The following is a 17,390-nucleotide window of genomic DNA, read 5'->3' as shown; positions in this document are numbered from 1 at the left end:
GATGAAAGCCGATTATTGACAATTTGTCAAAGAGTGACATGATGTCGGAAACAATGGGCAACCTCCGATGGACCGGAGGTCACAATCAACCTGTTCAGGGAAAGGGGCTGGAACACTATGTCTCTCACACTACGTCACTCTCCGTTTGTTCTGGCCAGTGCGCTGCTGGCCGTGCTGTCTGTCTCCGGCTGCCGCGGTGGCGGCACCGAATCCGGCGAAAACGCTGAAAATACGCCGGTCGCCGTGCGGGTATCCGCTGTCACCGGGGGCCAGATGGAAGAAATCCCTCTGCGGTTTTCTGGCATTGTCCGTGCGGCCCAGCGGGCAACCCTGACATTTCAGGTCAGCGGGACGCTGAAAGAACGCCCGGTTGAGCTGGGGCAGACGGTAAAGCCCGGTGATGTGCTGGCGCGTCTGTACAATCCGGCGCTGGAACCGGCGCGGGATTCCGCGGCTGCCCGCCTGGAGGAACTGAGAACCCAGTTTGAACAGGCTCAGCGGGAGTGGGAACGCTCCAGCCGGTTGCATCAGCGAGGCGTGGTCTCGGAGCAGACGCTGGAACAGATTGCCGCCCGTCGGGATTCTCTCAGGGCAAGCATGGCGACGGCCGAAGCCTCACTGGCCGAAGCCACAAGGCTGCTTGAGGAAAGCGTTTTGAAGGCGCCCTTTGCCGGGCAGGTGGAAGCATTGCTGGTGGAGCGGGATGAGTTCGTGGGAGCCGGGCAGCCGGTCATGCGGTTGTCCTCGCCGCTGGGGCGGGAAGTAGAGGTGCGGGTGCCCGCGCACTTGCTCGGTCATGTCCGGATTGGTCAGGAGCTACCGGTTTGGCTGGTGCAGGACCGCAACCGTGAACCTGCCACCGGCACTGTGGTGGAGATTGCCCAGGGCAGTTCCATCCGCGGGGAACTGCATCCGGTACTGGTCAGCCTGCCACCAAATTCCCTGTCCTCCGGTGAGCCGGTGGAAGTAGGCATTGCCCCGGTGCGGGAATCTGCCATTACCGTGCCCCTGCTGGCGGTCGTTCGCGACAGTACCGGCACCAGTGTGTTCCGGGTGCAAGACCAGGTAGCCCAGCGGGTTCCGGTACAGGTCGATAGGGTCATCGGTGAGCGCGTCATGGTGCACCCGGGTGCATTGAGCCCGGGAGATCAGGTGGTGTATGCCGGTATGACCCGGCTGGTGGATGGTGACACCGTGGAGGTGCGCTGATGACCCGCCGACTGCTTAACTGTCAACGCTTGCTGGGCATGGTGGTGACCATGCTCTGCCTGCTCGGTATTGCCGCCTACAGCACCATGCCCCGTCAGGAAGATCCGAGTTTCCCATACCGGGCCGGTATGATCACGGTGAGTTATCCCGGTGCCAGTGCCGAGGCGGTTGAGCGCCTGGTGCTTCAGCCGCTGACCGATGAGTTGCGCCAGGTCGAAGAGCTGGACTGGAGCCAGGGCACCGCCAGAACCGGCGTGGCACTGGCCCGGCTGAAACTCCGGGACCGCATCTACGACACCGATTCGGCGTGGGATCGGGTTCGTCAGGCCATGGAGCGGGCGCGCCAGGATTTCCCCGATGATGTGGGCCTGATGGAGCTGGATGACCGTCTGATCGACATCCCGGCCGTGGTGCTGGCCGTGGGCGGTTCACCCTCAGTGACTGAGCTTTCGGAGGTGGCCGAACGCCTGAAACAGAACCTTCTGGATATCCCTGGCATCTCCCGCATTGAACTTGAAGGGGATGCCGACGAACAGATTACCCTGGCACTTGACGACGCCGCGCTGTATCGGCTGGGAGTTCCGCCCAAGCGGATACTCGACACCCTGGCCCGGCGCAACCAGACCATCCCCGGTGGCTTCGTGGTGGTGGAAGGCAAGCGCCTATCAGTATTGCCGAACACTGAGTTCACGGACATAGACGCGATTCGCGCGACGCCCATTGAGCTGCCAGATGGCTCCCAGGTGCCCCTGGCAGCGGCCGCAGAAGTCTGGCGTGGGCCGGCCGAGCCCCGGCAGCCAGAGACCTGGTTCAACGGCGAGCGGGTGGTGTTGCTGTCAATTATCATGGAAGAAGGTTCCACCGACGCCATCCGCTTTGGCGAGCGGATCCGGGAACGGCTGGACCAGGTGCGTCCAGACTTCGAGCCGTACCAGCTCCGCGAGATGTTTTTTCAGCCCGACAAGGTGTCTGACCGGCTGGATGATCTGGCCTGGAGCCTGGTGCTGTCGGTACTGATCATTGTGGCGGTGGTATTTACTGGCATGGGTATCCGCATGGGCCTGCTGGTGGCGTCCATCCTGCCCATGGTGGCCCTGATCAGCGTGGGGCTCTATGACCTCGGGGGTGGGGTGTTGCATCAGATTGCCGTTATCGGGATGGTCATTTCCCTGGGTATCCTGATCGACAACGCCATTGTGATTGTTGAAAGCATACAGGGCCATCTGGATGAGGGCATGCGCCGGCTGGATGCCCTGCGCAAGGCGGTCGGTGAGCTGGCCGGGCCGTTGGGTGCGTCTACCGGCACAACACTTGCCGCCTTTGCGCCGCTGTTGATGGCCAAGGGCGGCGCCGCGGATTTCACCCGGGGCGTGCCGGTGATGATCATGCTCACCCTTTCTGTGAGCTATCTGCTGGCAATTTCTGCCGTGCCCCTGCTGGCGGCGCGTTTTCTGAAGCCCCGGAAAAATATTCACAAAGACCGGCTTATCGGCCTGGCCAGCTACCTCGGTGGCCTGGTGTATCGGCACCCGGGCCGGTTGATTACCGCCGGCGCCCTGCTGGTGGTGATCAGCCTTGGCATGACCCCGTTCATGGCCCAGCAATTTTTTCCCAACGCAGACCGCCCTCGTGTCATCGTCGAGATGTACATGCCCGAAGGCACCGATCAGGCCCGAACCTCTGAAGTGGCCGCCGTTCTTGAACAGGCCATTCGGACCCGGCCCGAGGCACTGGAAGTGCACCGCTTTGTCGGCTTTACCGGGCCGTCGTTCTATTACAATCTGCAGCGCTCGCCACAGGCGCCTAACCGGGCAAGGCTGGTGGTTCGCACGCCGACGCTGGCCGATACCACCGACCTGGTGAAATGGATCCGCCACGAGGCCGCCCGGTCGCTACCGGAGCTGGATATCACCGCCGGGATTCTGGGGCAGGGACCACCGCGGCCTGCGCCGGTAGAAGTCCGTGTCTTCCATCCGGACGACAACGCCCGCGCCCGAGCCACCGAGCAGGTCTATTCCATTCTCAGGGGTGTTGAGGGTACGGTGGATGTTCGTCACGATCTCGACATTGGTGTGCCCAGCATCGCCATCAATGTGGACGACGCCACCGCCGCCCGCTATGGCCTCACCCGAGCCGATGTTGCCCAGAGCCTATATGGCCAGAGCTACGGCGCCGTGGCTGAGCGTTATCGACAGGAGGACGACCCGATACCCATCGTGCTGCGCTCCCGCGAAGGCACGTCGCTGTCACTGTCGCGCCTGCTGTCTGTGAATACCTACAACGACCAGGGCGATGCCATTCCGCTATCGGCCGTGGCCACGGTTGAAACTACCTGGGAACCGGCGGCGGTTTACCTGCGCAACGGGGTACGGGTGAATACGGTCAGTGCCAATCTGGAGGAAGACTACAGCTTCAGCCAGGCGCTGGACGGCCTGTATGCGGGCCTGGAACAGAACCCGTTGCCGGCGGGCACGCGACTGGACATGGGGGGAGATGCCGAAGGTTCTGACCGTGCCAACTCCGCACTGCTGACCGCGGCACCGATCGGCATGCTACTGTTGCTGTTCTTCCTGCTGTTGCAGTTCAACTCCTTCCGGCGGGTGGGCATTATCCTGCTGACCGTACCGCTGGCAACTGTTGGCATTTTCCCGGGGCTGGTTCTGTCCGGTTCGCCCTTCGGTTTTCAGTCGCTGCTGGGGGTGATTGCTCTGGTTGGTATCGTGGTGAACAACGCCATCGTGCTGCTGGACGTAATGGATCGGGAGCTGGAACGGGGCCGAGCCATTGCCGATGCGGTGCGCACCGCTGTGGAACGCCGTACCCGGCCCATCCTGCTGACCACCGCAACCACTGTGGCCGGCCTGCTGCCGCTGGCGTTCTCAAGTTCCACCCTGTGGCCACCCATGGCCTGGGCCATCATCAGCGGTCTGCTGGCTTCGACGGTCCTGACCCTGCTGGTGATACCGTCAGTCTGCACCAAACTGATCAAACTGCCGGTGGGCGAACCCGAAAACGCGCCGGCCTGACCCTGGTGTCATGTACAGGGCGGCTCAGACAGAGCCGGCCCTGTACACCTCCCTGGCTCGGATCATCAAACCCACCCGCTGGCCCACAGGCACCGCCCGGTTTGGAAACACCACCGCCTCCGGCGCGGTACCGACCCGATAGCCGTCCTGATCATCCTCCCAGATCACCGTGCCAGGCTGATACTCCGTGAAGTTCGCCACATCGTCCGGAACATGAAACCGGAAAGACGGCCCGGTATTGAGCACCTCATGCACCACCTCAAACACCGTCAGATGATCAAATGGTGGCCGCACTGCCGGTGCTGCCTCGCCCCGGAAACGACGGCGCAAGGCTCGCTCAATGCCTTGGAACCGTCGCAGATCATTCCGGCCAAACGGCTCCACCTTGCCCAGTTCAATGGTAAAACTCTCCGCCTTCAGCGTGCTGGCAGTGAACGATGAAAACACTGTCGATTCCTTATGCTGCAGCAACAGGGTTTCCACCTCTGCCTCCAGCAGGAACGCACACTGGCCTGCCGGAACCGACCGCCCTTCCACGAACGGGTACAGCGCAAAGCGCTCCCGTTTGGACGGGCGAATAGCGGTATGCAGATCATAATGGCTTAACGCCAGGCCCTGATGCGCCATCGCAAACTGCCGACACATCTCCTCCAGAAACCGAGCCCGCCGGCCTTCCGCAAGCCCGGAATATTCCGGTTTGCCATGGGCGCCATTGAACAACCGGTTCATGTTCACATCCAGAAACCGCTCACCCGCCACCATGGCAGCAGGGTTGCCCAGGATCAGCAGCAGCGGGCACGCCAGCGACCACTCCCCGGAAAACAACTCCGAAACCAGCGTGTTGAGCACTTCAATCGGCGCCGTTTCATTGCCATGCACACCGGCAGAAATGATCAGGGCTTCTTGGTTCGGGTTAGCCCTGTCAGCCGGTGGCGTCAGCCACAGAACCCCGTTGGCCTTGCGGGAGACCTGAGCGCCATCGGGCAGGGCGGTTTTGGTTTCGGGGAGATCAGCGGAAGCGTTGGCGAGGGTATGGCTCAGCCAGTCCGGATGGAAATCAAAAAGACGATTCGAAGCGTTCATCGATACCCCGCAAAAGGTTCGGGGTCAGCCGGCGGGAACGTCTTCCGGGAATGTCGAAGGCCAAGGATGGCCTTCGAGAAGCGCACATGGATGTGCTCGTAGCGGTTCCCGGAAGACGTTCCCGCCGGCTGGCCGTGCACCAGGATTGGATGATGGGTTGTAGGGCGCTGCTCAGGAATTAACTGGCCGCTGATGCCGCAAAAGATGGTTTTCCAGCTTGCGGAAAGCAAACACCAGAATAAACGTCAGCGCCATATAACAAAGCGCCACGAAAATAAACGCATCGAACGGCGCATAAAACCGCGAATAAATATTTCGTGCCGCCCCTGTCAGATCAACAATGGTGACCACACTGGCAATCGCACTGGCGTGCAGCATGAAAATCACCTCATTGGAATAGGCCTGGACCGCCCGCCGAGCCGCACTCGGCAGAATGATCCGGCGCATCCGCAGAAACCAGTTCATGCCATAGGCTTTCGCCGCCTCGATTTCACCATGGGGCGTCGACATGATCGCCCCCCGGATAATCTCCGTGGTGTAGGCTGCGGTATTCAGCGTGAAGGCCAGCAGGGCAGGATAAAGAGGTTCCCGGAAGATCTCCCACCAGAAAGTCTCCTGAATCCCCGGAATCTGCGCTACTCCATAATAGATAATATACAGCTGGATCAGCAGCGGCGTGCCCCGGAACAGATAGGTGTAGATCCAGATTGGCCCGGACACCAGCGGATTCCTGACCGTACGCAGAATCGCCAGCGGCACCGCCACCACCAGGCCGATGACCAGCGACAGAAACACCAGGTGTACGGTCGTCACCAGACCGTCCCAGTACTCCATCAGCGTCATGGCCGTGAAAATTTCGTTCTTGTTCAACCACTCGGCAATGAAATCAGGCATCGTTTAATTCCCCTGAACCACGCCGACATTGGCTCGACGATCAAGCCACTTGATAAACAGCTCCGACCCCGCCGTCAGCGCCAGATACACGGCAGCCACCGGTACGAAGAAGTGGAAAGGCATGCGCTCCGCCTTGGCGGCTTCCTCCGCCACCCGAACCATATCGGTCAGGCCAATGATGGACACCAGCGCTGTGGTCTTGAGCAACACCTGCCAGTTATTGCCGATGCCCGGCAGGGCATGGCGCAACATCTGCGGGATCATCACCCGCCGGAAGGTATGCCAGCGGGAAAAACCATAGGCCTTGGCCGCCTCAATCTGACCGACATCCACTGCCAGAAAGGCGCCGCGAAAGGTTTCGGTCATATAGGCACCGAAAATCAGACCGATGGTCACCACGCCGGAAATGAAAGGATCAAACTGGAAGAAAAAGTCGATACCGCGGGTTTCCCACAGATAATCCGAAAGCATGTTCACCGCTACCTGGCCGCCGTAATAGAACAGCAGCATCATTACCAGGTCCGGAACCCCGCGAATCAGCGTGGTATAGGCGGTTGCGATGCCGGCGGCAACACGACTGCCGGAGAGTTTTGCGCTGGCACCAACCAGGCCAAGCGCCAGGGCCAGGGCCAGAGACAGGAAGGCCAGCTCAATGGTGATGACCGCTCCTTCTGCGAGGGCCGGGCCATAGCCTTTCAGATCAAACATGGGAGTATCCGGTCAGCGGGGGCGACGTGGCGCCGCCCCCGTGGTCATTACATCTTGATATCGTAGTTGAAGTACTTCTTCATGATGGTGTCGTAGGTGCCATCTTCCTTCAACGTGCGCAGGGCGGCGTTTACTTCGTCGGCCAGGTCGGCATCACGCTTGCGCATGGCAACGCCCACGCCTTCACCCAGTTTCACGGGCTCGCCCACTTCCTTGAAGCCGTCTTTGGTCAGAACGGTCTGCTCACCTACCGGATAGTCAACAAAGACCACATCCAGACGCTGGCCTTCGAGGTCCAGTACCATGTCGTCAGCGGTGGTGTAGCGCTTGATTTCAACAATGCCACCCATGTTCTCTGTCACGTAGGTGTCCATGGTCGTACCGCGCTGCACGCCGACAGTCTTGCCTTTCATGGCATCCATATCGGTGACGTCGGTGCTGAAATCGTTGGGGCCGAACCAGCCGCCCGGGGTGTTGTAGTACGGTTCGGAGAAGAGCACGCGCTCGGCACGCTCCGGTGTGATCGACATGGAAGACATGATCAGATCAAATTTACGAGCCAGCAGGCCCGGAATCATGCCGTCCCATGCCTGAATGACGAATTCGCAGTTGGCGTTCATCTCTTCACACATGGCGTCCGCCAGTTCCACTTCAAAACCGGTCAGCTCACCGTTTTCGTCTTTGTACTCGAATGGCTCGTAGGGCACATCAAAAGCAATGCGCAGGTTTCTTTCCTGAGCCTGGGCCGTACCAGCAACCAGGGCCAGGGCGCAACTTGCTGCAACAATCAGTTTTTTCATGTGTCACTTCTCCAGTAATTCGCCACAAAGGCTTTATTTTTTATGGAAGTTTCGGGAGCTTCTCTTTAACTCCAGGTCCAACACCGATTCAAGATAGCACTGGTGTTCAGAACTTGGGAGCAAGAAATTGCTTCATACGCTCGGAATCCGGGTTATCGAAAACCTTGTCCGGGGTTCCCTGCTCCTCAATGACGCCCTGATGCAAGAACAGGACCTGAGTCGACACATCCCTTGCAAACGCCATCTCGTGGGTAACCACAATCATGGTGCGGCCTTCCTCGGCCAGACTTTGCATTACTTTCAATACTTCACCCACCAGTTCCGGGTCCAGGGCTGAGGTTGGTTCATCAAAAAGCATCACCTCCGGCTCCATGGCCAGCGCCCGGGCAATGGCCGCCCGCTGCTGCTGCCCGCCGGACATCTGTGCCGGGTAGTAGTCCTTGCGTTCGTAGATGCCGACCTTGTTCAGGTAGGCCTCTGCGCGCTCAATCGCTTCTTTTTTCGGAATCTTCAGAACGTGAACCGGCGCTTCGATAATGTTCTCCAGCACCGTCATATGGGACCAGAGATTGAAGCCCTGGAAGACCATGGAGAGGCGAGCCCGGATCAGTTCCACCTGGCGGTTATCGGCGGGTACCCGTTCACCTTTTCGGTTTTCGGTGAACCGGATTGGGTCGCCGTGCACAATAATGTCGCCGGAGGTGGGGGTTTCCAGCAGATTGATGCAGCGCAGAAAGGTACTCTTGCCGGAACCGGAACTGCCAATCAGGGAAACCACATCACCCTTACGGGTTTCCAGAGAGATGCCCTTGAGAACTTCCAGCTTGTCAAAGGTCTTGTGGATGTCCCTGCAAATAAGAGGCGCTGGTTCCGCCATGGCTGGCTCCTGAGACTGTCATACAAAGGCGCATGTTTTACGGACTGTTGCCGTGGAAATCAATACCGCTTTGTTGGGTTTTCGTGAAAGTTGTTGGACTCAAGTGAGACCCGGATGACCTCTGCCCCCTGGTTTTCCAGGCTTCTCAATGAATCCTGAACAAAACGGACGTGGGCCATGGCCACTTTGCGGGCGGTTCTGGCCTTGCCCGCCATAATGGCCTGATAGATCTGCTTGTGCTGCTTCATGATTAACTGGCGCATTTCCGCCCTTGGATTCAGGTTGGCAACGGAGGCATGCACGGTCAGCAGCATCATGTTTTTCAGACCATTGAGCACATGTACCAGTACCGGGTTATGAGATGCTTCAATTATAGCCTGGTGAAAACCGTGGTCGGGTTTGGCGTTGCTGAGCGGGTCGGTGTCTTCCAGGGCCCGGTAGGCTTTGGTAATCCGGTGTAGATCACCTCGGGTGGCGCGCTGGGCTGCAAGTTCGGCCGCCTGGCCTTCCAGTTGTTCGCGCACTTCCAGCAGGTCATAAAGGGTGCGCGGGTGGCCAGCAAACAGGTGCATCAACGGGCTGTTGTCTTCCAGATCGTCTGTGTTCGGGACAATGCTGGCAACAAAAGATCCCCGGCCATGCTGGGTTTCGATGACGCCCCGCCCCTGGAGTTCATGCAATGCTTCACGAATGATGGCCCGGGAAACCCCCAGTCTGGTCGAAAGCTGGCGCTCCGAGGGTATCTTCTGCCCCGGTGCCAGGCCGCCGTCGAGAATCAGCCGCTCTAGCCTGAAGGAAATTTCCTGCGATATCCCCATGTGTTCTACCTGACGGGTCTTGCTGGTCAGACCAGTTGCTGTTGTTCAAGTGATCAGGAAGTCCTTCTCGAGTGTTGTCCTCCAGACCGCTAACTATGGCCTATAGCACCGAATTCGTCCATTTTGCCGCAACTAAAAACTGGTCTGACCAGTTGGCAATTCTCTGGACTAAACCGCACCTGCCTACGAATATCTTTTTAATGCTGGCATTTGCTGGTGTTGGATTACCTCTGCATAACAACAAAGTGAACGGAGATGTTTCGATGAACATCAATGATAACAACGACAAGCATTGTGATTCAGACGCAAACCCACCACGCCGGAGTTTTCTCAAAAAAATGGCGGTTGGTGCAGCCCTGGCAGGCGCGCTGACACTGGGCGCCGGTCAGGCCCAGGCCGCGACTACCTGGAAAATTCAGTCGGTGTGGGATGCGGGCACGGTTGGCTATGACCTGTTCGAGGAATGGTGCAACAGCATCAAGGAAAAATCCGGCGGAGAACTTATTTTCAGGCCGTACCCCGCAAAGGCGGTCGCGGCCGACAACAACGCGCTGTTTGATGCGGTACGTAATGGCGTACTGCAGGGTATGAACCCGTTTACCCTGTATTGGTCAGGCAAGATCCCGGCCTCGGTGTTCCTGTCGTCTTACCCGGCCGGCCCGGATCAGCCTCACCAGTGGGACACCATGTTCTATTCCCTGGGCATGTTGGAGAAAACCCGGGAGATCTACAAAAAGTACGGGCTGTTCTACGTGGGCCCGATTCAGCACGACGCCAACATCATTCATTCCAAGAAGCCGGTGAACAGCCTGGCGGATCTCAAGGGCATGAAGATCCGGGTGCCTGGCGGCATGGTGGCTGAAGTATTCCAGCAGTTCGGGGTATCCACTGTCAGCCTGCCGGGTTCCGACATCTTCCCGGCTCTGGAAAAGGGCACCATCGATGCGGCGGACTACGTGGGCCCGGCAGTGAACTATGAGCTGGGCTTCTCCCAGGTGACCGATTACATCCTGTTCGGGCCTCCAGGGGTGATGTCTATTTACCAGCCGGTGGATCTGATGGACCTGACGGTGAACCTGCGTGCCTGGAACGCCCTGGATCCCAAGCTGCAGCAGCTGGTTGAGGAAGAGGTGCGCAATTACTCCCAGAAGCACTACCTGACCATCCAGAAGCGCAACATCGAAGCCATGGAGAAGTTCAAGGCGGATGGTGACACCGTCACGCGTCTGAGCCAGCAGGATCTGCAGGAGTTCCGTCGCGCGGCAATTCCCATCTGGTACAACTGGGCGAACAAGAACGAGGATGCCAAGGCCATCTTCGATATGCAGCTCGAGTACATGATGAACGACACCGTGGGCTACGTCACCGAGGAAGACCTCAAGGCGGCTGGCAAGTAAACCGGCACTACCAACAACAATCAAAAAAGCGGGGAAGGGCAGGGAAGCCTTGGTTCAGGGCGCTCTCTCCCTTCCCCGCGTTGTCACTGACGTGAGGACAGTATGTCTGATCTGAGCAACTTTGGCTTTGTGCTGCCGCACTGGTTCTACTGGGGTTGGCTGGCGGTAATGCCGCTGCTGATGATGGCGTGGGACCGTTGGTCCAGTAGCCGTGGCGTGCAGGCGATTGACAAGAATGCCCTGGCAAACGAGAAGCTTCAGCAGATCGAAGCCGAAATGTCGAAAACCATCGAGTCGGATTACGCGAACTGGTTTACCCGGATCATCGACTGGATCAGCGAAAAATCTGGCGTGTTTATTTCCTTCTGGACCGTAAACGCCGTTGTTTTCTACTTTTTTGAAGTGGTTATGCGCTACATCTTCAATATGCCGACCATCTGGGTACATGAGGCCAGCTTTCTGCTGTTCGGCATGCAGTACCTGCTGGCGGGCGCGTTTGCCCTGCTGCATGGCGCCCACGTAAGGGTCGATGTGATCTATAACCTGTTGCCTGTACGGGGCCGGATTGGCATGGATATCTTCACCTCCATGTTCTTCTTCATGTTTGCGTTGGCACTGGTGATTACCTCCTGGACCTTCTTCCAGAACTCCTACTCGATGGATGAACGTACCGTCGAGACCTGGGGCATCCAGTACTGGCCGGTCAAGGCCATGATGCTGCTGGGGGCTGTTCTACTTACCTTGGCGGGCCTGTCCAAACTGATCAAGGACATTGCCCTGTTCGTCAAGCTTGGCCGGGAGCAACACGCATGACTACCACTACAGTGAACAATCCGGGCCAGGGCAACCTCAAAGGCAAGCTTGGCACCTGGCTGATGATTCTGGCCACCGCTGCGCTGGCCTTTGTAATGTTTGTCGAGTTCGTCAACATTCTGTTCTACGACCCGTTCAGCGATGAGAAATTCCTGTTCAAGCTGGCCGGAAGCCTGGCCGATGTGAACATCGGACCGCTTACCTACCTGATGTTTGGCTCCCTGTTGGTGGCTTTGATGATGGGGCTGCCACTGGCGTTTGTTACCGGTGGTCTTGGGGTTGCCTTCATTTATCTGGTGGGCGATTCACTGATGCTGAACATCATCCCCAGCCGCATCTTCCCGATGATGACCAACTCGGATCTGGCCGCTATTCCGCTGTTCATCTTCATGGCGGCGATGCTCGAACGGGCCGGGCTGATCGAGGAGATGTTCAACGTCGTCTACAAGTGGATGGGTGGTGTTGGCGGCGGCCTGGCCATTGCCACTATTGTGGCCTCTACTATTCTTGCAGCGATGGTCGGGGTTATCGGTGCGGCGGTCGTGACCATGGGTATCATTGCCCTGCCGGCCATGCTCAAACGGGGTTACGACCACAAAATCGCCCTCGGCTCCATCATGGCGGGCGGTACCCTCGGTATTCTTATTCCGCCCTCGATTCTGGCGATCCTCTATGCCGTGGTTGCCCAGCAATCGGTGGGTGAACTGTATCTGGGGTCGGTAATTCCTGGCGTTCTGCTGTCCAGCCTGTATGTGTTCTATGTCTGGATCCGGGCGAAGCTGAACCCCGAACTCGGGCCTCCCATTCCCAAGGAGGAACGCATCGGCCTGAAAGACAAGCTGCTGCTTCTGAAAGACCTGATTGCGCCTCTCATTCTGGTGTTCCTGGTGCTTGGCCTGCTCTTTGGCGGCATTGCCACACCGGTTGAGGCGGCCGGCATCGGCTCATTTGGCGCCATTCTCGTGGCCATGAAACACAAGGTGTTCACCATCGCGACTCTGCGGGATGCCTCGGTGACCACCGCGAAGGCTTCCGCCATGGTGCTATGGATCATGTTTGGTGCCTCGGTGTTTGTAGGTTTCTACATTCTCCAGGGTGGTCAGGACTTTATTACCGAATCCATTCTGGGCACAGGCCTACCGGCCTACGGCATCCTGTTCCTGCTGATGGTGTTGTTGGTGGTCCTGGGCATGTTCCTGGACTGGGTCGGCATCCTGCTGCTGGCGGTGCCTATCTTTATCCCCATTGTGGAAGCCCTGGAGTTCCCGGGTCTGTTTGGCCTACCGGGCGTGTCTGGTGACGACGTGGTGCTGTGGTTCGGGGTGTTGTATCTGGTGAATATGCAGATGTCGTTCCTGAGCCCGCCCTTCGGCTATGCGCTGTTCTATATCCGCGGCGTGTGCCCGCCGGAAATTTCCATGGGCACCATCTTCAAGTCATCCCTGGTGTTCCTGGCCATCCAGGCCCTGGGCGTATTCCTGTGCATTGTGTTCCCGGCCATCACTACCTGGCTGCCCAATCTCGCTTATGGCTAACCAAGAGGAGTAAATCGTTATGTTGACCATTCATCGTCTCGACCTGTCTGATGCACGCATCCTGATTGAGGGTGCGGCGGCCAAGGCCCGTGAAATCGGTGTGCCCATGTGCATCGCAGTGGTGGACGAGTCCGGCACGCTGATCGCCTTTGAGCGTATGGACGGGGGCAAAGTGACCAGTGTTACCATCGCACAGGACAAGGCATTTACCGCTGCGGCCGCGCGCAAAGCGACCCACGATTACAATGCCGCCAACGTGCCGGGCAACCTCGCCTTCGGTATACATACTGAAGTGGGCGGTCGCCTGAGCACGGTAGGCGGTGGCCTGCCGGTGATGGTAGACGGTGAAGTGGTCGGCGGTATCGGTCTCAGCTCGGGCACGCCACAACAGGACATGGACTGTGCCCAGGCTGGCATCGACCATTTTGAAAGCAAACGCCAGTAACCGGTGTCTCTTATGAATACTCAATCCCGTATCAGCAAATCCCGGCTGGCGGAGCAGTTCCGGGCCTTTATTGACCCGGACTTCGTCATCACCGATGACGAAACCCTGAAACCCTATGAGTGCGATGGCCTGGCCATGTACCGGGAAATGCCCATGCTGGTGGTGCTCCCGGAAACCGTGGAACAGGTGCAGCGGGTCATGCGCATTTGCCACGAAAACGGTGTACCGGTGGTGGCCCGTGGTGCCGGTACCGGTTTGTGTGCCGGTGCCATGCCGCATAAGGAAGGGGTAGTGCTCTCGCTGGCCAAGTTTAACCAAATTCTGAACATTGATCCGATTGGTCGCACCGCACGCCTGCAGCCGGGTGTCCGTAACCTGGCGATCAGCGAAGAGGCTGCACAGTACGGCCTTTATTACGGGCCGGATCCTTCCTCTCAGATCGCCTGCACCATTGGCGGCAACGTGGCCGAAAACTCCGGTGGCGTGCACTGCCTGAAGTACGGCCTGACCGTGCACAACATCCTCAGTGTGGAAATGATCACCGCCGAGGGTGACCGGGTAACGGTCGGCAGTGATGGTCTGGACAGCTGCGGTATGGATCTGCTGGCGCTGCTCACCGGCTCTGAAGGACTGCTGGGCGTGGTCACCGAGGTGAAGGTGAAACTGCTGCCCAAGCCGGAAGTGGCACAGGTGATCATGGCGGGCTTCGACAGCATCGAGAAAGCGGGCGACGCGGTGGGTGGCGTGATTTCCCACGGCATCATCCCCGGTGGCCTGGAAATGATGGATGGTCATGCCATTGTCGCGGCCGATGACTTCTGCGGTGCCGGGTATCCCCGGGATGCCAAGGCCCTGCTGCTGTGTGAAGTGGACGGCACCGAAGAGGAAGTGCACGAACACATCGCAGAGGCCGAAGCGCTGTTCCGTAAGCTGGGCGCGACCTCCATTCGCACCTCACAGAGCGAGGAAGAGCGGGCTCTGCTGTGGAAAGGGCGCAAGTCGGCCTTCCCGGCGGTGGGGCGGATCTCGCCGGATTATTACTGCATGGATGGCACCATTCCGCGTCGCTATCTGGCCAAGGTATTGCTGGAAATGGAAAAGATGTCAGAAGAGTTCGGCCTGCGGGTGGCGAACGTGTTTCATGCGGGCGATGGCAACCTGCACCCGCTGATCCTGTTTGATGCCAACGTGCCAGGCGAGTTTGAGCGCACCGAGGCGTTCGGCAGCAAGATCCTGGAGCTCTGTGTTGAGGTGGGTGGCTGCATCACCGGTGAGCATGGCGTGGGCGTGGAGAAAATTCGCCAGATGGCGGTGCAGTTCAATGATGACGAGCTGCAGCAGTTCCACGATGTGAAAGCGGCCTTCGACCCCACCGGAATTCTGAACCCGGGCAAAGGGGTGCCCACCCTGAAATTCTGTCAGGAATACCGCTCCATCGAGCACAAGCAACACAAGCACGAAGAGGCGGACACTGCCCATGGCTGATCAGATCCAAACGATACAGGAGCAGGTGCTCCAGGCCCGCAGTAACGGGCAGAAACTCAACATTGTCGGCGGCGGCAGCAAGTCCTTTATGGGGCGCCAGAGCGATGCTGATGCCAGCACTCTGAGCCTGGCCGAGCACACTGGTGTGGTGGAATACCATCCGGTAGAGCTGGTGCTGACGGTACGTGCCGGTACCACCCTGAAAGAAATTGAAGCGGTGCTGGCGGAGCAGGGCCAGTGTCTGCACTTTGAGCCGCCGCATTTTGGCGACGCATCCACCATCGGCGGCACAATGGCCTGCAACCTGTCCGGCCCGGCCAGACCCTGGGCGGGATCGGTGAGGGATCAGGTGCTGGGTATTCGCCTGCTGAACGGCAAGGGCGAACACCTGCGTTTTGGTGGCCAGGTGATGAAAAACGTGGCGGGATACGACGTTTCCCGTCTGCAGGCCGGCGCCATGGGAACACTCGGGGTGATCACCGAGATCAGCCTGAAAGTCATGCCGAAGCCGGCGGCCACCGTTACCCTGGTGCGGGAGATGGCCATGGACGAGGTGGTGGAATACATGAACCGCCGTGCCGGTGAGCCCAAACCCATCACCGGTGCCTGCTGGGTAGATGGCAAGGTGTACCTGCGCCTTGCCGGTGCAAAATCAGCGGTTGAGGCGACCGCCGAGAAGTGGGGTGGCGAGGTTATGGCTGAGGGTGACCAGTTCTGGAGAGAGGTTCAGGACATGCAGCACGGCTTCTTTGACGATCCGGAAGCACCTCTCTGGCGGTTCTCCCTGGATTCCACCGCCAGAACGCCGAAGCTGGACGGCCCCTGGATGATCGACTGGGTTGGCTCCCAGCGATGGTATCGCGGCCAGGCCTCACTCAGCGATCTGGAGCCACTGGCTCGCGCTGCCGGTGGTCAGGTCAGCCTGTTCCGGGGTGGTGATCGCACTGCCGAAGTGATGCAAAGCCAACCCGAGGCGTTGAAAACCATCCAGCGCCGCGTGAAACACTCGTTCGATCCCGACGGCATTTTCAATCCTGGCCGTCTCTATAGCTGGTTGTAATTATGCAAACGAATCTGGTTCAACAATTTGCCAATGATCCCGAAGGTCAGGAAGCGGAGGAGATACTCAGGGCCTGTGTGCATTGCGGTTTCTGCACCGCAACCTGCCCAACCTACCAGGAACTGAACGACGAGCGGGATGGCCCCCGTGGCCGCATTTACCTGATGAAGATGTTCCTTGAAGGCGGCGAAGTCACCGAGAAGACCCGCGAACACCTGGACCGCTGCCTGACGTGTCGAAGCTGCGAAACCACCTGCCCTTCTGGCGTGAAGTATGGCCGCCTGGTAGACATCAGTCGTGGTTTGATGGAAAAAGAGCTGCCGCGTAAGCCGCAGGAAAAATGGTTGCGCTGGGCGCTGACCCGCTTCCTGCCGGACCGCCGGCTGTTCGGGTTGATGCTGCGTCTGGGCCAGGCCTTCCGTCCGGTACTGCCGGAGAAGCTGCGCACCAAGGTGCCTCCCCGCCGACACGCAAGCCCCTGGCCCTCGTCGAGTCACAGCCGTGTTGTTCTGGCCTTGGCCGGCTGTGTTCAGCCGTCGGCTGCGCCCAATACCAACGCGGCTGCGGCCCGGGTGCTGGACAAGCTCGGTGTGACCATGGTGGAAGCCCCCGAGGCCGGATGTTGTGGCGCGGTGAACTATCACCTGTCGGAGCATGAGCGTGGTCTGGAACAGATGCGCCGCAACATTGATGCCTGGTGGCCCGCCATCGAAGCCGGAGCCGAGGCCATTATCATGACTGCGTCAGGTTGTGGTGCCATGGTTCAGGATTACGGCCATCTGCTGAAAGATGACCCGGTCTACGCCAATAAGGCAAGGAAGGTCAGCGAGCTGTGCACTGATCTTGGGGCGTTCCTGCTGAAGGAAGACCTGGAGCCCCTGAAGGCCAGTGCCCAGGCGGGCAAGGTGGCGTTCCACTGTCCGTGTACCCTGCAGCATGCCATGAAACAGAATGGGGTGGTGGAGCAGGTGCTCACCAAGGCGGGCATCGACCTGGCGGCCACCAAAGACAAGCACCTGTGTTGTGGCTCGGCGGGTACCTATTCCATTACCCAACCGCAGATGAGCCAGAAGCTGCTGGATAACAAGCTCAAGGCGCTGACGGTGGATAACCCGGTACGAATTGTGACGGCCAACATTGGCTGCCAGTTGCACCTGGAGAGCAAAGCAGACGTACCGGTGAACCACTGGATCGAGTTGCTGGACCGCTGATCCGTTCCTGAAAGTGGCGCTGGTTTTCG

15 protein-coding genes are annotated in these 17,390 nt (G+C 59.0%); 9 read left to right on the top strand and 6 right to left on the bottom strand.

The window, feature by feature from the left end; all coding sequences use genetic code 11:
* The first annotated feature begins 117 nt into the window (after window positions 1-117).
* Window positions 118-1,209: an efflux RND transporter periplasmic adaptor subunit gene (locus MARHY_RS15065; protein WP_014422564.1), complete on the top strand. Its 1,092-nt coding sequence runs from the start codon at window positions 118-120 to the stop codon at window positions 1,207-1,209.
* Complete coding sequence (locus MARHY_RS15060; protein ID WP_014422563.1) at window positions 1,209-4,235, top strand: efflux RND transporter permease subunit; 3,027 nt, start codon at window positions 1,209-1,211, stop codon at window positions 4,233-4,235. Before MARHY_RS15065 ends, MARHY_RS15060 begins: the two co-directional genes overlap by 1 nt.
* 24 nt (window positions 4,236-4,259) lie before the next feature.
* Here the strand turns inward: MARHY_RS15060 and MARHY_RS15055 are convergent, their stop codons facing one another.
* The 6 genes from MARHY_RS15055 to MARHY_RS15030 all read right to left on the bottom strand — a co-directional run bounded on the left by MARHY_RS15055 (window position 4,260) and on the right by MARHY_RS15030 (window position 9,415).
* Window positions 4,260-5,318 carry a succinylglutamate desuccinylase gene (locus MARHY_RS15055; protein WP_014422562.1) on the bottom strand — a complete coding sequence of 353 codons (1,059 nt, stop codon included), beginning with the start codon at window positions 5,316-5,318 and terminating at the stop codon, window positions 4,260-4,262.
* Window positions 5,319-5,489: 171 nt separating this feature from the next.
* Entirely contained in the window at window positions 5,490-6,212 is a 723-nt protein-coding gene (locus MARHY_RS15050) for an ABC transporter permease (protein WP_014422561.1), read from the bottom strand.
* Window positions 6,213-6,215: 3 nt separating this feature from the next.
* The gene (locus MARHY_RS15045) at window positions 6,216-6,920 is read right to left on the bottom strand and encodes an ABC transporter permease (RefSeq protein ID WP_014422560.1); all 705 of its coding nucleotides are present in this window, start codon (window positions 6,918-6,920) and stop codon (window positions 6,216-6,218) included.
* A 47-nt stretch (window positions 6,921-6,967) separates the two neighbouring features.
* Complete coding sequence (locus MARHY_RS15040; protein WP_014422559.1) at window positions 6,968-7,720, bottom strand: transporter substrate-binding domain-containing protein; 753 nt, start codon at window positions 7,718-7,720, stop codon at window positions 6,968-6,970.
* Window positions 7,721-7,826: 106 nt separating this feature from the next.
* A complete protein-coding gene (locus MARHY_RS15035; RefSeq protein ID WP_014422558.1) occupies window positions 7,827-8,597 on the bottom strand; it encodes an ABC transporter ATP-binding protein in 771 nt (256 codons plus the stop codon).
* A 59-nt stretch (window positions 8,598-8,656) separates the two neighbouring features.
* Window positions 8,657-9,415: an FCD domain-containing protein gene (locus MARHY_RS15030; RefSeq protein ID WP_014422557.1), complete on the bottom strand. Its 759-nt coding sequence runs from the start codon at window positions 9,413-9,415 to the stop codon at window positions 8,657-8,659.
* A gap of 338 nt (window positions 9,416-9,753) precedes the next feature.
* On the opposite strand from MARHY_RS15030, the gene dctP reads away from it, so the two are divergent.
* From dctP to glcF, 7 genes are all read left to right on the top strand, one after another.
* Entirely contained in the window at window positions 9,754-10,812 is a 1,059-nt protein-coding gene (gene dctP, locus MARHY_RS15025; RefSeq protein ID WP_014422556.1) for a TRAP transporter substrate-binding protein DctP, read from the top strand.
* A gap of 102 nt (window positions 10,813-10,914) precedes the next feature.
* A complete protein-coding gene (locus tag MARHY_RS15020) occupies window positions 10,915-11,625 on the top strand; it encodes a TRAP transporter small permease subunit (RefSeq protein WP_014422555.1) in 711 nt (236 codons plus the stop codon).
* Window positions 11,622-13,160 carry a TRAP transporter large permease gene (locus MARHY_RS15015; protein ID WP_014422554.1) on the top strand — a complete coding sequence of 513 codons (1,539 nt, stop codon included), beginning with the start codon at window positions 11,622-11,624 and terminating at the stop codon, window positions 13,158-13,160. The genes MARHY_RS15020 and MARHY_RS15015 overlap by 4 nt, the downstream gene beginning before the upstream one ends.
* A gap of 19 nt (window positions 13,161-13,179) precedes the next feature.
* A complete protein-coding gene (locus tag MARHY_RS15010; protein WP_014422553.1) occupies window positions 13,180-13,605 on the top strand; it encodes a GlcG/HbpS family heme-binding protein in 426 nt (141 codons plus the stop codon).
* A 12-nt stretch (window positions 13,606-13,617) separates the two neighbouring features.
* A complete protein-coding gene (locus MARHY_RS15005) occupies window positions 13,618-15,090 on the top strand; it encodes an FAD-linked oxidase C-terminal domain-containing protein (RefSeq protein WP_022990758.1) in 1,473 nt (490 codons plus the stop codon).
* Window positions 15,083-16,150: a glycolate oxidase subunit GlcE gene (gene glcE, locus MARHY_RS15000; protein ID WP_014422551.1), complete on the top strand. Its 1,068-nt coding sequence runs from the start codon at window positions 15,083-15,085 to the stop codon at window positions 16,148-16,150. The genes MARHY_RS15005 and glcE overlap by 8 nt, the downstream gene beginning before the upstream one ends.
* A 2-nt stretch (window positions 16,151-16,152) precedes the next feature.
* Window positions 16,153-17,361 carry a glycolate oxidase subunit GlcF gene (glcF, locus tag MARHY_RS14995; protein ID WP_014422550.1) on the top strand — a complete coding sequence of 403 codons (1,209 nt, stop codon included), beginning with the start codon at window positions 16,153-16,155 and terminating at the stop codon, window positions 17,359-17,361.
* The last annotated feature ends 29 nt before the right edge of the window (window positions 17,362-17,390 follow it).

Source organism: Marinobacter nauticus ATCC 49840, assembly GCF_000284615.1.
Lineage (GTDB): Bacteria > Pseudomonadota > Gammaproteobacteria > Pseudomonadales > Oleiphilaceae > Marinobacter > Marinobacter nauticus.
The sequence above is the reverse complement of the archived record's forward strand: the minus strand, read 5'-3'. Positions and strand labels throughout refer to the sequence as shown.

Coding starts and splice junctions, on each gene's coding strand:
- MARHY_RS15040 (WP_014422559.1), bottom strand. CDS start 7,720: ATGAAAAAACTGATTGTTGCAGCAAGTTGCGCCCTGGCCCTGGTTGCT.
- MARHY_RS15005 (WP_022990758.1), top strand. CDS start 13,618: ATGAATACTCAATCCCGTATCAGCAAATCCCGGCTGGCGGAGCAGTTC.
- MARHY_RS15035 (WP_014422558.1), bottom strand. CDS start 8,597: ATGGCGGAACCAGCGCCTCTTATTTGCAGGGACATCCACAAGACCTTT.
- glcF (WP_014422550.1), top strand. CDS start 16,153: ATGCAAACGAATCTGGTTCAACAATTTGCCAATGATCCCGAAGGTCAG.
- MARHY_RS15030 (WP_014422557.1), bottom strand. CDS start 9,415: ATGGGGATATCGCAGGAAATTTCCTTCAGGCTAGAGCGGCTGATTCTC.
- MARHY_RS15020 (WP_014422555.1), top strand. CDS start 10,915: ATGTCTGATCTGAGCAACTTTGGCTTTGTGCTGCCGCACTGGTTCTAC.
- MARHY_RS15015 (WP_014422554.1), top strand. CDS start 11,622: ATGACTACCACTACAGTGAACAATCCGGGCCAGGGCAACCTCAAAGGC.
- glcE (WP_014422551.1), top strand. CDS start 15,083: ATGGCTGATCAGATCCAAACGATACAGGAGCAGGTGCTCCAGGCCCGC.
- dctP (WP_014422556.1), top strand. CDS start 9,754: ATGGCGGTTGGTGCAGCCCTGGCAGGCGCGCTGACACTGGGCGCCGGT.
- MARHY_RS15050 (WP_014422561.1), bottom strand. CDS start 6,212: ATGCCTGATTTCATTGCCGAGTGGTTGAACAAGAACGAAATTTTCACG.
- MARHY_RS15010 (WP_014422553.1), top strand. CDS start 13,180: ATGTTGACCATTCATCGTCTCGACCTGTCTGATGCACGCATCCTGATT.
- MARHY_RS15045 (WP_014422560.1), bottom strand. CDS start 6,920: ATGTTTGATCTGAAAGGCTATGGCCCGGCCCTCGCAGAAGGAGCGGTC.
- MARHY_RS15055 (WP_014422562.1), bottom strand. CDS start 5,318: ATGAACGCTTCGAATCGTCTTTTTGATTTCCATCCGGACTGGCTGAGC.
- MARHY_RS15065 (WP_014422564.1), top strand. CDS start 118: ATGTCTCTCACACTACGTCACTCTCCGTTTGTTCTGGCCAGTGCGCTG.
- MARHY_RS15060 (WP_014422563.1), top strand. CDS start 1,209: ATGACCCGCCGACTGCTTAACTGTCAACGCTTGCTGGGCATGGTGGTG.